11 protein-coding genes are annotated in these 12743 nt (G+C 67.6%); 9 read left to right on the forward strand and 2 right to left on the reverse strand.

What is annotated here, in order from left to right:
* Window positions 1–8: 8 nt before the first annotated feature.
* A complete protein-coding gene (locus VGP60_RS26205; RefSeq protein WP_327550755.1) occupies window positions 9–887 on the forward strand; it encodes a MoxR family ATPase in 879 nt (292 codons plus the stop codon).
* Between the two features lie 87 nt (window positions 888–974).
* Here the strand turns inward: VGP60_RS26205 and VGP60_RS26210 are convergent, their stop codons facing one another.
* The gene (locus tag VGP60_RS26210; protein ID WP_327550756.1) at window positions 975–1598 is read right to left on the reverse strand and encodes a TetR/AcrR family transcriptional regulator; all 624 of its coding nucleotides are present in this window, start codon (window positions 1596–1598) and stop codon (window positions 975–977) included.
* 62 nt (window positions 1599–1660) lie between these two features.
* On the opposite strand from VGP60_RS26210, the gene VGP60_RS26215 reads away from it, so the two are divergent.
* The 8 genes from VGP60_RS26215 (at window position 1661) to VGP60_RS26250 (ending at window position 11624) form a co-directional block, all read left to right on the forward strand.
* A complete protein-coding gene (locus tag VGP60_RS26215; RefSeq protein WP_327550757.1) occupies window positions 1661–3196 on the forward strand; it encodes an FAD-dependent monooxygenase in 1536 nt (511 codons plus the stop codon).
* Window positions 3197–3445: 249 nt separating this feature from the next.
* Window positions 3446–4552, forward strand: a complete 1107-nt coding sequence (locus VGP60_RS26220) for a vWA domain-containing protein (RefSeq protein WP_327550758.1) — start codon at window positions 3446–3448, stop codon at window positions 4550–4552.
* Window positions 4545–5657 (forward strand): XdhC/CoxI family protein, encoded by a 1113-nt coding sequence (locus VGP60_RS26225; RefSeq protein ID WP_327550759.1) that lies wholly within the window; start codon window positions 4545–4547, stop codon window positions 5655–5657. Before VGP60_RS26220 ends, VGP60_RS26225 begins: the two co-directional genes overlap by 8 nt.
* 240 nt (window positions 5658–5897) lie before the next feature.
* The gene (locus VGP60_RS26230; RefSeq protein WP_327550760.1) at window positions 5898–6428 is read left to right on the forward strand and encodes a (2Fe-2S)-binding protein; all 531 of its coding nucleotides are present in this window, start codon (window positions 5898–5900) and stop codon (window positions 6426–6428) included.
* Window positions 6428–8866: a xanthine dehydrogenase family protein molybdopterin-binding subunit gene (locus tag VGP60_RS26235; protein WP_327550761.1), complete on the forward strand. Its 2439-nt coding sequence runs from the start codon at window positions 6428–6430 to the stop codon at window positions 8864–8866. Before VGP60_RS26230 ends, VGP60_RS26235 begins: the two co-directional genes overlap by 1 nt.
* A complete protein-coding gene (locus tag VGP60_RS26240; protein ID WP_327550762.1) occupies window positions 8863–9717 on the forward strand; it encodes a xanthine dehydrogenase family protein subunit M in 855 nt (284 codons plus the stop codon). Before VGP60_RS26235 ends, VGP60_RS26240 begins: the two co-directional genes overlap by 4 nt.
* A 39-nt stretch (window positions 9718–9756) precedes the next feature.
* Window positions 9757–10422: an SRPBCC family protein gene (locus VGP60_RS26245; protein WP_327550763.1), complete on the forward strand. Its 666-nt coding sequence runs from the start codon at window positions 9757–9759 to the stop codon at window positions 10420–10422.
* A 110-nt stretch (window positions 10423–10532) separates the two neighbouring features.
* Window positions 10533–11624, forward strand: a complete 1092-nt coding sequence (locus VGP60_RS26250) for an NAD(P)-binding domain-containing protein (RefSeq protein ID WP_327550764.1) — start codon at window positions 10533–10535, stop codon at window positions 11622–11624.
* A 408-nt stretch (window positions 11625–12032) separates the two neighbouring features.
* On the opposite strand, the gene VGP60_RS26255 is transcribed toward VGP60_RS26250, so the two are convergent.
* Window positions 12033–12341 (reverse strand): hypothetical protein, encoded by a 309-nt coding sequence (locus VGP60_RS26255; protein ID WP_327550765.1) that lies wholly within the window; start codon window positions 12339–12341, stop codon window positions 12033–12035.
* Window positions 12342–12743 lie beyond the last annotated feature (402 nt).

Here is a 12743-nt window from a genome sequence, read left to right on the forward strand (position 1 = left end):
TCAGGGACGTGACGGAAGCGATCAGTTCGCCCGCTGAGCTGGCGAAGACTCTCGACAGTGTTGGATACCTCGCCGACGACGGCGTCGCGACGGCCGCGTTCCTGGCCATGCGGATGCAACGGCCGTTGTTCTGCGAGGGCGAGCCGGGCACCGGAAAGACGGCGTTGGCGCTCGCGCTGTCGCAATCACTGAAGCTGCCGCTGATCCGCTTGCAGTGTCACGAAGGCATCGACGCGGCGCAGGCGTTGTACGAGTGGGACTTCCCGCGCCAGCTGCTGCACCTGCGCGCGCTCGAAGCCGCCGGCGACGGGCACCTGGACGTCGAAGCCGCCGAGCAGTCGCTCTACACCGAGCGGTTCCTGCTGGCCCGGCCGCTGCTGCGTGCGTTGACCGAAGCGCCCTGCGTGCTGCTGATCGACGAGATCGACCGCGCCGACGACGAGTTCGAAGCCTTTCTGTTGCAGCTGCTCGACGAGAACGCCGTCACCATCCCCGAGCTGGGCGAAGTCCGTGCCGCGCAACCGCCGCTGGTCGTGCTGACCTCCAACCGGACCCGTGAGGTCCACGACGCGCTCAAGCGCCGCTGCCTCTACCACTGGCTCGAACACCCCGACCTCGCGCAGGAAGTCGCGATCCTGCGCCGCCGGATGCCGCTGCTCGGCGAGCGGCTCGCGAACCAGGTCGCGAGCGCGGTGCACCGGCTGCGCCAGATGGAACTGCTCAAGGCGCCCGGCGTCGCCGAGTCGCTCGACTGGGCCAACGCCCTGTTGACCCTCGGCCGCGACGAGCTGGACGCGGCATCGGCGGCCCGGACACTCGGGACAGTGCTGAAGTACAGCGAAGACCTCGACCGCGTCCGCGCGAAACTGGACGCCCTGCTCTCCTGACCCAGCGTGGCTCGTGAGTGGCTACGAGTGTTCTAACACTTGTTGCCACTCACGACCCACGCTGGGTCAGGAGAAACCTGCGGTCGCTCACGAGCCGTACGCGCCCATGCCGTTTTCGAGCAGGTCGAAAGCGGTGTCGATGACCTCCACCTGCTCGCGGCGGACCTGCTCGACGTCGCCGACTTCGAGCATCCTGTCGATGGCGATGCTGTAGATCGAGCCCATCGCCGCGGCGAGCTGCCCGGCGATCAGCCGCGCGCGGACGTCGTCGGTGACCTCGTCGGCCAGCACACGGACAAGGGTTTCCTCGATCTCGTGGTCGAACTCCAGCGCGCGGGTCATCAGCGCGGGACTCGCGCGGACGATCTTCATGAACCAGTAGATGTTCTCGACCACGCCGGACAGCGGATGCCCGCTCGTGAGCAGTTCGTGGTGGTAGCGGCGCAGCGCCGCGGGCACGGACTCGCCGGGCGCCCGCTCGCGGACGGCCGCCTCCAGCGTGGTCAGCCGATCGGTCTGGCGGTCCCAGAAGAGGTCTTCCTTGCGCGGGAAGTAGTTGAAGACGGTCATCTTCGAGACCTCGGCGGCTTCGGCGACCTCGGCGACCGTCACGTTGTCGAAGCCGCGCAGGGCGAACAGCCCGGTGGCGATGTCGGAGATCCGCCGACGGGTCGCTTCCTTCTTGCGTTCACGGAGGCCCGGTTTGTCCATCTGCTCATCCTATATCGAACCTAAACATTGACTCGGTACAAGTTTCTCGCCACGATGGTGGCATGGACTACGAAGCGATGATCTCCGGCGGCGGACCGGTAGGGCTGATGCTGGCTTGTGAGCTGGGGTTGCGCGGGGTTTCGACGCTGGTCGTCGAGCGGCTGGCCGAGCCGGACCTGACGATCAAAGCGGGTTCGATCACGCTGCCCGCGGCGGAAGCGCTGTCCCGGCGCGGATTCGCCCCGGCGCTCGCGGAGGTGCGGCAGCGGACGTTCGCGCAGTTCCTCGGCGGGAAACCAATGCCCGAACCCGCTGAGCTCGCGGCACTCCAGCAGCGGATGAAGAAGATCGGCGGCCACTTCGCGGGGCTGTTCAAGCTCGACCCGACGCGGCTGGATCCCGCCGATCCCGATCTGCGGATCAACGAGAATGCGGCGATCACCCTTGTACCGCAACAGGAACTCGAGCGGATTCTCGCGGGGCGAGCCGCTGAACTGGGCATTGAAGTCCTGCGCGGGGTGGAGGTGATCGGGTTCGAGCAGGATGAAACCGGTGTGGTCGTCGAACTGCCGGATAGGCAACTCCAGGTCGGCTATCTGATCGGCTGCGACGGCGGCCGCAGCACCGTCCGCAAGCTCGCCGGGATCGAGTTCCCCGGCACCGACGCGACGATCACCGGACATCAGGCGCTGGTCAAGCTCGATGACCCGGGCAAACTGCCGCGAGGCTGGAACCGGACACCGGTCGGCATGCTCGTCGCCGGGCCGATGCCGGAGCGGATCCTGACCGTTGAGTTCGACGGCCCGCCGGTCGACCGCGACGCCCCGATCACCACCGAAGAACTGCAGACCAGCCTGCGGCACGTCAGCGGCACGGACGTCACGATCGAAGAGGTCTACTCGGCGACCAGGTTCACCGACAACGCCCGCCAGGCAACGACTTACCGGCACGGACGTGTCCTGCTGGCGGGCGACGCCGCCCACGTGCACTCGCCGTTCGGCGGGCAGGGACTCAACCTCGGGCTGGGCGACGCGGTGAACCTCGGCTGGAAACTCGCCGCGACCCTGCGTGGCTGGGCGCCGGAAGGCCTGCTCGACACCTACACCGCGGAGCGGCACCCGATCGGCGCGCGTGTCCTCGAGGTCACGCGGGCGCAGGTGGCGCTGATGCGGCCGGATCCGCTCACCTCCGCGCTGCGGGACGTGGTTTCCGAGCTGATGGACACCGGCGACGGCAACGAGTACTTCATCAAGATGATCGCCGGGATGGAACAGCGTTACCGGCTGGAGGGGTCACATTCCTTGGTGGGTAAGCGAACCCCGGACTTCGAGCTTTCGGACGGCAGCTGGGTCGGCGAGCATTTCGCCGACGGACGGGCCGTGCTGTTCGATTTCGGGGATTCGGCTGAATTGCGGGGAACCGTGGCTGGGCTCGGCGATCGAGTTGCGGTGGTTTCGTTGTCCGGTAAGGAAACGCTGACCGGGATGTTCGTCCGTCCCGACGGCTGCGTGGCTTGGGCGTCGGATGACGGCGATTCGGCAGGGCTCGCTGAAGCGGTGACGCGGTGGGTGGGATCGCCGGTTTCCGTCGGCGCTTAAATGCGTTGCGGCACAGGGGATTGTGAGTCATTCTTGGTTCACGGAAACGAGAGAGGAGGGCCTGTGCGGAACACCGAACGAGAATGCGGGCCCTCGCCCGTATTCCACTGAAACATTTCTCCCATTCTTCGCGCCCGACCCCCTATCCGGTCCGGCCGCTGCGAAGAGCGCGGTCTGGCGTCGGTCGGGGAGGCCGGCGTCAGACCCGCGTCTTGACCCCAACCGCCCGAACAGGCGCACACTGGTTAGGTGACCCCTGATCCGATCCCCGGTCTCGTCGGCTTCGCCACGGCGTTGCGCGAGGCCGGTTTGCCGTGTGACGCGCACCGCGTCCAGGCGTATCTCGCGGCCGTCGAGGAGCTCGACATCGGGGACCAGACGCAGGTCTACTGGGCCGGAAGGCTGACGCTGTGCGCGGATCCGGACGATCTCCCGAAGTACGAGGAGGCGTTCGCGCGGTGGTTCGACGCCGAGCCCGCGCGGCGCGGGAAGTCGCGGATCCAGCAGCCGAAACAAGCCCGCATCGCCGCGCTGACGGCCGCGCCGCAAGGGAGCGGCGACTCCCAGAGCGAACCCGACCGGCTCAAAGCCGCCGCCAGCGACACCGAAGTGCTTCGGCACCGGGACCTCGGCGAGCTGTCCAAGGCCGAGCGTGAGCATCTCCGTGAGCTGCTCGCCGTGCTGCGCCCGGAGCTGCCGGTCCGCCGGTCCATGCGCCAGCACGCGGCGAAGCGCGGGAAGCTCGATCCGCCTCGCACCCTGCGCGGAATGCTGGCGGGCGGCGGTGAACCCGTGCGCCTGGCGTACCGCGACCGCGCGCGGCGGCCACGTCGGCTCGTACTGCTCATCGACGTCTCCGGCTCGATGAGCCCGTACGCGGACGCGTTGCTGCGGTTCGCGCACGTCGTCGTCCGGCGTGCGCCGAGCAGCGTCGAGGTCTTCACCCTCGGTACCCGGCTCACGCGCGTGTCCCGCCAGCTGCGGCAGCGCGACCCCGAGCGCGCGATGCTCGCCGCCGCGGCCACGGTCGCCGATTTCTCCGGCGGCACCCGGCTCGGCGAGACGTTGCGGGTGTTTCTGGACCGCTGGGGCCAACGCGGTCTGGCCAGGCAGGCGGTGGTGACGGTGTTCTCCGACGGCTGGGAGCGCGGCGACCCCAGCCTGCTCGGCGAACAGCTCGCCAGGACGCGCCGACTGGCCCACGCCGTACTCTGGGTGAACCCGCATGCGGGAAGGGACGGCTACGCTCCGGTTCAGTCCGGCATCGCGGCCGCTCTCCCGCATCTCGATCAGCTGCTGGCCGGGCACAGCTTGGCCACCTTGGAACGACTGCTCGTGGAGATCCGCAATGCGTGACGTACTGGACGAGTTGCACCGCCGCTGGTCCGCCGGCGAGACCATCGGGCTGGGCACCGTCGTGGCCACCTTTTCCTCCGCTCCCAGGGATCCCGGGGCGGCGATGCTCGTCGGCGACGACGGCACGGTCACCGGCAGCGTGTCCGGTGGCTGCGTCGAAGGCGCGGTCTACGAGCTCGCGCAGCAGGTCGTGGCCGACCGCGCGCCCGTGCTCCAGCGCTACGGCATCACCGACGACGACGCGTTCGCCGTGGGCCTGACCTGCGGCGGGATCATCGACATCTACGTCGAGCCGGTCGACAGCGAGTCGATGCCGGAGCTGGGCGAGGTGTTCGAAGCGGTCCAAAACGGACAGCCCGTCGCCGTGGTCACCGTCGTCGAGCACGTCGACACGGGACTGGTCGGGCGGCATCTGATCGTCTGGCCCGAGCGGACTTCCGGCACGCTCGGTTCGTCGCGGATGAACGACGCCGTCGCCGACGACGCCCGCGGCCTGCTCGCGACGGGGCGCACGGGCGTGCTGCACTACGGCCCGGACGGCCAGCGGCGCGGTGAAGGCATGACGGTGTTCATCAACTCCTTCGAACCCCCGCCCCGGATGCTGGTGTTCGGCGCGATCGACTTCGCCACCGCGATGGCGAAAATGGGCGCGTACCTCGGCTATCAAGTCACCGTTTGCGACGCCAGGCCGGTTTTCGCCACCGCCAGCCGATTCCCGGACGCGCACGAGGTCGTCGTCGACTGGCCGCACCGGTATCTCAAGGCCGAGGCCGAGGCCGGTCGTATCAACCGCCGTACCGCGATCGCTGTCCTCACCCACGACCCGAAATTCGACGTCCCGCTGCTTGAAGTCGCCTTGCGCCTTGATGTCGGTTATGTCGGCGCGATGGGCTCCCGCAAGACCCACGATGACAGGTTTTCACGTCTGCGTGACGCGGGGCTGAACGAGCACGAACTGGAAAAACTGTCCTCCCCGATCGGGTTGGATCTCGGCGCGCGCACCCCTGAGGAAACGGCGGTTTCCATCGCCGCGGAGATCATTTCGCTGCGGTGGGGCGGCGGTGGCGCGAGGCTCGCCGCACTCAGTGGGCGTATTCACGGTTGAGGCGGCCATTCGGGCGCCGATTCACCGGTTCGGTTAAGGCGGTCGGAGTAGTCCGGAGCTTTTCTCGACCCGCTACATAATGATCGTCCGGTATCCGCAAATACCCCACGAACGGACCGTTCGCGGCGCATTTGCGAGGTCAAGCCGCATGGTCACCTTGCCGGGGGTTGTCCGAGCGCAGAAGAAGTAGCACGCTCGGTTGTGAGACCGATCACCACAGCTCCCACCACTGGAGACCTCATGCGCATCACCGTCAGCGTGGACGGCACCAGTTACAGCGATGAAGTCGAGCCGCGCACGTTACTCGTGCACCATTTGCGAGAGAAGCTCGGCAAAGTAGGTACCGTAGTCGGCTGCGACACCAGTAACTGCGGCGCCTGCACCGTCCATCTCGACGGGCGAAGCGTGAAGTCCTGTTCAGTACTCGCGGTCCAGGCCGACGGGTGTGAAGTGACCACCATCGAAGGGCTCGCCCGCGACGGAGAGCTCCATCCGGTGCAGAAAGCCTTCCACGACAACCACGCGCTGCAGTGCGGATTCTGCACGCCCGGCATGATCATGCAATCCATCGACCTGCTCGGGGACAATCCCGATCCCGACGAACACGAGGTGCGCGAGGGGCTCGAGGGCAACCTCTGCCGCTGCACCGGCTACCAGAACATCGTCAAGGCCGTCCGCGACGCGGCACATCAGATGCGGCCCGGCGCCGGGCCCGATGCCGAGAGACTGGCCGAAGGCGCCGCTTCGCACGCAGGCGGGGGTGGCGAGTAATGACCGCCGTCGTCGAGCCGGAAATCGGCAAAGCCAGGCTCCGTAAGGAAGACGCCCGCCTGATCACCGGGCGGACCCGCTGGACCGACAACCTGACGCTGCCCGGGATGCTGCATCTCGCCGTGCTGCGCAGCCCGTTCGCCCACGCGAAGATCGTCAGCATCGACACCTCCGCCGCGAAGGACGCACCCGGGGTCGTCGCCGTCTACACCGGCAAGGACCTCGATCCCGAAGGCGCGATCGGCATGCCGTGCGCGTGGCCGATCACGCCGGATATGAAGTCGCCTCGCCGGCCGGTCCTCGCCTCCGATCAGGTGAACTTCGCGGGCGAGGGCGTCGCCGTCGTCGTCGCCCGGACGTCCGCCGAAGCGCATGACGCGCTGGAGTCCATCGACGTCGAGTACGAAGACTTGCCCGTGGTTCTCGGTCTCGAGGCCGCGATGGCCGAAGGCGCTCCGCTCGTCCACGAGGAACTCGGCACCAACCGCAACGCCCTCTGGGTGTTCGACTCCGGCGAGGCGGGCACGGGTTCGAGCATCGACGAGGCGATCGCCAGTGCCGAGGTCACCGTCAAACGCCGGTTCCGGCAGCAGCGGCTCATCCCGGCGTTCATGGAACCGCGGGCCTGTGTGGTCGACCCGACAGCCGCCCAGCTCACCATGTGGGTGTCCACCCAGGTGCCGCACGTCCTCAAGACGATGGCCGCGCTCACCCTCGGCATTCCCGAGCACAAGCTGCGGGTCATCGCACCGGACGTCGGTGGCGGGTTCGGTGGCAAGCTGGCGGTGGTGTCCGAGGAGATGATGTGCCTGATCGTGGCGCAGAAGATCGGAAAGCCGGTGAAGTGGAACGAATCGCGGTCGGAGTCGATGGTCGCCGCGCATCACGGCCGTGACCAGATCCAGGACATCACGATCACCGCGAAGCGCGACGGCACGGTCACCGGGCTGAAGGTCGAACTGCTGGCCGACATGGGCGCGTACCTCGGGTTGGTCGGGCCGGGCGTGCCGATCCTCGGCGCGTTCATGTTCAACTCGATCTACAAGTTCCCGGCATACCACTTCGCCTGCACCAACGTGTTCACCAACACCACGCTCACCGACGCCTACCGCGGCGCCGGGCGGCCGGAGGCCACGTTCGCGATCGAGCGGATCATGGACGAGCTCGCCGTCGAACTCGGCATGGAACCGTTGGAGCTGCGCGAAAAGAACTGGATCAAGCACGAGGAGTTCCCGTTCACCACGGTGTGCGGGCTGACCTACGACTCCGGCAACTACGAAGCCGCGACGGAGAAGGCCAAGCAGCTCTTCGATTACGACGGCCTGCGCCGCGAACAAGCGGAGCGGCGGGCGAACAACGACCCGGTGCAGCTCGGCATCGGCATCTCGACGTTCACCGAGATGTGCGGCCTGGCACCGTCACGGGTGCTGGGTTCGCTCGACTACGCGGCAGGCGGCTGGGAGCACGCGGGAATCCGGGTCCTCCCCACCGGCAAGGTCGAGGTGCTTACGGGCGCCTCGGCGCACGGGCAGGGACACGAGACGGCGTGGAGCCAGATCGTGGCCGACCATCTCGGTGTCGCTTTCGAGGACGTCGAAGTGCTCCACGGTGACACGCAGTCCTCGCACAAGGGTATGGACACCTACGGCTCGCGATCCCTTGTCGTGGGCGGGATCGCGGTGGTCAAGGCGGTCGAGAAGGTGGTCGCCAAGGCCCGCGTGATCGCCGCGCACATGATGGAATGCGCGGAAGACGACCTGGAGTTCGAAGGCGGCAAGTTCACCGTCAAGGGCACCGACAAGTCCACCGGTATCGGCGAGATCGCGTTCGCGGTGTTCTCCGCGCACGACCTGCCCGACGGCGTCGAGCCTTCGCTGGACTCGGACGCCACCTTCGACCCGGAGAACTTCTCGTTCCCGCACGGCACGCACCTGTGTGCCACGGAGGTTGACACCGAAACGGGCCGGGTCACGATCCGCTCGTATGTCTGCGTCGACGACGTGGGCTCGGTGGTCAACCCGATCATCGTCGAGGGTCAGGTGCACGGCGGGCTGGCGCAGGGCATCGCGCAGGCGCTGTACGAGGAGGCGGTGTTCGACGAAAGCGGGACGCTGCAGACGGGCACGTTCGCCGACTACCTGCTGCCGTCGGCGATGGACCTGCCCAAGTTCGTCACCGACCGCACGGAAACGCCGTCGACGACGAACTCGCTGGGAGTCAAGGGAGTCGGCGAGGCGGGCACGATCGCCTCGACCCCGGCCGTGGTGAACTCCGTGATCGACGCGGTCCGGCACTTCGGCGTCAACGACATCGAAATGCCGCTCAGCCCGATGCGGGTCTGGCACGCGATCCAGCACGGCACCGCCGCCGCTGGTGATGTGGGTTCCGAGGCCGGCGGCGGTCTCGGCTCGATCGACGCCTCTGGAGGTGCGAAGTGATCCCCGTAGCCTTCGACTACACCGCACCATCCACTGTGGACGAAGCCGTCCGAGCGCTGGCCGAGGCCGGTGAAGACGCCAAGGTGCTGGCGGGCGGGCAAAGCCTGCTGCCGGTGCTGCGGATGCGGCTGGCCGCGCCGACGAAGTTGATCGACCTCGGCAAGATCAGCGAACTCCGAGGCGTCCGCGAAGACGGTGACGCGCTGGTGATCGGCGCGATGACCACGCACTACGACGTCCAGCGGGATCACCTCGTCGCCGAGCACGCGTCGCTGCTGAAGAAGGCGACCGACACGGTGGCCGACCCGCAAGTCCGCCACCGCGGCACGTTCGGCGGTTCCATCGCGCACGCCGACCCGGCGGGTGACCTGCTCGCCCCGGTGCTCGCGCTGGGCTGTGAGCTGGTGATCGCGGGCAGCGGTGGCCGTCGCACGGTGGCCGCGGCGGACTTCTTCCAAGACTTCTTCACGACTACGCTGGAGCCGGACGAAATCCTGGTCGAAGTGCGGGTGCCGAAGCACACCGGTTGGCAGTCGCACTACGAGAAGTTCAACCGGGTCGCGCAAGCCTGGTCGATGGTCGCTGTGGCCGTCGCGATCCGCACCGAAGGCGAGACCATCGCCGAGGCCAGGGTCGCGCTGACGAACATGGGCTCGGTGCCTGTGCGGGCCACCGGCGTCGAAGAGGCGCTGGTGGGCGGTGCGGCCAGCACGGAAGCGATCCGCGCGGCCGCCCAGCACGCCGCGGAGGGCACCTCGCCCACCGCGGACGGCAACGCCGACGTCGAATACCGCCAGCAGCTCGCGCGGGTACTCACCGGCAGGGCCGTCGCCGCCGCGGCGGGTTCCTGACGGTCCGCGTCCGGTAATGCAGAAAGGGAGATCGGCCTCGTGAAACTTGATCACCAGTTCACCGTCCCGGCACCGCTCGACGAGGTATGGAAGGCGGTCATCGACCCCGAGCGGGTCGCGCCTTGCATGCCGGGTGCCACGCTCACGAAGGTGGAAGGTGACGCCTTCACCGGGACGGTGAAGGTCAAGATGGGGCCGATCTCCCTGCTCTACAAGGGAAGCGGCGAGTTTCTCGAGAAGGACGAAAGCGCCAAAAAGGTCGTCATCAAGGCGTCCGGCAAGGACTCGCGCGGGTCGGGCACGGCCGCGGCGACAGTCACCCTCACCCTGACCGCCGACGGCGAGTCGACGCATGGCGCGGTGGTCACCGACCTGGCGATCACCGGCAAGCCCGCGCAGTTCGGCCGCGGCCTGATTTCCGAGGTCGGCGGCAAGATCCTCGACGCCTTCGTGGAGTGCCTGTCCAGCAAGCTCGGCTCGTCAGTGGAACCCGAACCGCCCCCTGCCGCCGAACCCGAAGTCGTGGCCGCCGCCCCCGCGCCGAAACCCCATCTGGAGAGCGTCAAACCGGCTCCCGAGGCCGAAGCCATCGACCTGTTCGACTACGCGGGCAGTTCGGTCGTCAAACGCCTGGCCCCGGTCATCGCCGGTGTCGCGGGTGTCCTGGTCGTCCTCGCGATAGTGCGCGCGCTGCGCCGCAACTAGGTCGTGTCTGATGGGTCCCATCGAACAGACCCACCAGACACGACCTAGCGCTGTGATCAAGGGCGCGCCGTCCGACGAAATACCGCGGCGCCGCCGTTGTTGAACCGGAGGTGACGAGCGCAGACCACGAAACCGACGTAGTCGTGATCGGATCCGGCCAAGCCGGCCTCTCGGCGGGGTACCACCTGCGCAGGGCCGGGCTGGCCAACGGATCGGGTTTCGTCGTGCTGGATCACGGCAAGCGCGCGGGCGGTGCGTGGCAGTACCGCTGGCCGTCTCTGGTGCTCGACAAGGTGCACGGCCTCTATGACCTGCCCGGCATGTCGCTGGGCACCCCCGACCGCTCGCGCCCCGCGTCCGAAGTCGTCTCGGAGTATTTCGACCGCTTCGAACACACCTATGACCTGCCGATCCGCCGCCCGGTCGACGTCCTGTCGGTAAGCCGAGGCCCCGAGAACCGCCTGATCGTGGCCAGCGCCACCGAAATCTGGGCCGCCAAAGCCGTCATCAGCGCGACCGGCACCTGGGACAGGCCGTTCTGGCCGCACTACCCGGGCCAAGAAACCTTCACTGGCCGCCAACTGCACACCGCCGACTACACCGGCGTCGCCGACTTCCGCGGCAAGCGTGTCCTGGTAGTCGGCGGCGGTACCTCCGCCGTCCAGCTCCTGATGGAAATAGCCCCCTTCGCCCGCGCCACCACCTGGACCACCCGCCGCCCACCCGTCTTCCGCGAAGGCCCGTTCTCCGAAGACTGGGGCCGCGAAGCCGTCGCCAAGGTCGAACGCGCCGTCCGCGCCGGCAAACCACCCGCCAGCGTCGTCAGCGTCACCGACCTCGCCCTCACCCCAGAAATCGCCGCCGCCCAAGCCTCCGGTGTCCTGACCCGGCACCCGATGTTCGACCGGATCACCCCCACCGGCGTCGCCTGGCCCGACGGCACCGAAACCCCCGTCGACGTCATCCTCTGGGCCACCGGCTTCCGCGCCGCCATCGACCACCTCGCCCCGCTCCACATCCGCGAACCTGGCGGCGGCATCAAAATGGACGGCACCCGAGTCGTCGCCGAACCCCGCCTCCACCTCGTCGGCTATGGCCCCTCCGCCAGCACCGTCGGCGCCAACCGCGCCGGCCGCACCGCCGTCCACGAAGTCCGCCAACTCCTGGCCTCGTCGGTCACCTCAGCCTCCTTGGGTAGCTGAGGCTCAACCTTCTGCGCGACTTCGTACACAAGAGCACAAGCCTTGTCAGTCGTGCCCGTTGACAATGCGACGGAAATGAGTGCCCGAGACGTTTTGGTGACTTCTATGGCTATCTCACAGTCACTCGCCGAGCGGATCCTATTTTTATCTGCGCGGCCAGACAGTCGTTTACTTGGCCATCGTGAATTTTGGTTGGATCTGCGTTCAGGCGTTCTATTCTTAGGCCTGGCTGCAACGTGAGTGTCAGTCCACCGTACTCCGCCTTGTCGGATATAAACCTGCTGTCAGTACCGGCTCTGTCCTCGACGGTAGGCGGAAACCCTTGGCCCTGTAGTATTTTGTCAAGTATTGCGCATGATTCGGCCCGTTGAACGGGCCGACCAGAGCCTTTGCGTAGGTATCTTGCTGCTACCTGTCGCCGATCACCGGTGGCACGACCTTCTCGCCGTCCGGTCCTTCGGTGAGTGTGACGTCGAAGTGGTCTTCGGTCTCGCCGTACTTGCGCTTGTGCTCGGCGTCTTCCTCTTGCTTGCCTTTACCGCCGCCCGCACCTGCGCCGTGCGCTCCAGCAGCTCCGGCCTTCCCAGAAGCTGCAGCTCCACCCCGACCGATCGCGCCTTCCTTCGGCCCGACGTTGCCAACTCCGCTGCCCTTGCCTGCTTCACCGAGTCTGCTGCCAGCCGCGCCTTCCTTGGGCACGAACCCGCCACCGGACACACGTCCACCCGCGAAGTTGGTCTTTGGCGCTCCGCCACGTCCGCTCGGGTTACGGGTGATGTCTCCGCCACCGCCAGGCCTACCCGCTGGGCCGCCAAGCGCACCCGCGATCGACGTCCCAGGAAATCCACCCGGACGGGGCGCGTTCCCGGCCGTCCCACCAGGGGTGTTGCCCCCGAACTGCCCCGGGAACTGCCCGGCTCCCGACGACGAACCCGGCCCGCTCAGCCCCGGCTGCCCGAAGCCGCCGCTTGGGCCACCCGCCGGACCTCCACCGGGTCCGCCTACTGATCCACCGCCAGGGAAAGACCCTGTTCCGCCCGGTCCTGACGGTGGTGGGGTGAACCCGGAGACCTTGGTCCGCTCATCGCTCCCCTGGCTTCCGCCCAGTTCAGGAGGCGG

Source organism: Amycolatopsis sp., assembly GCF_036008905.1.
GTDB lineage: Bacteria > Actinomycetota > Actinomycetes > Mycobacteriales > Pseudonocardiaceae > Amycolatopsis.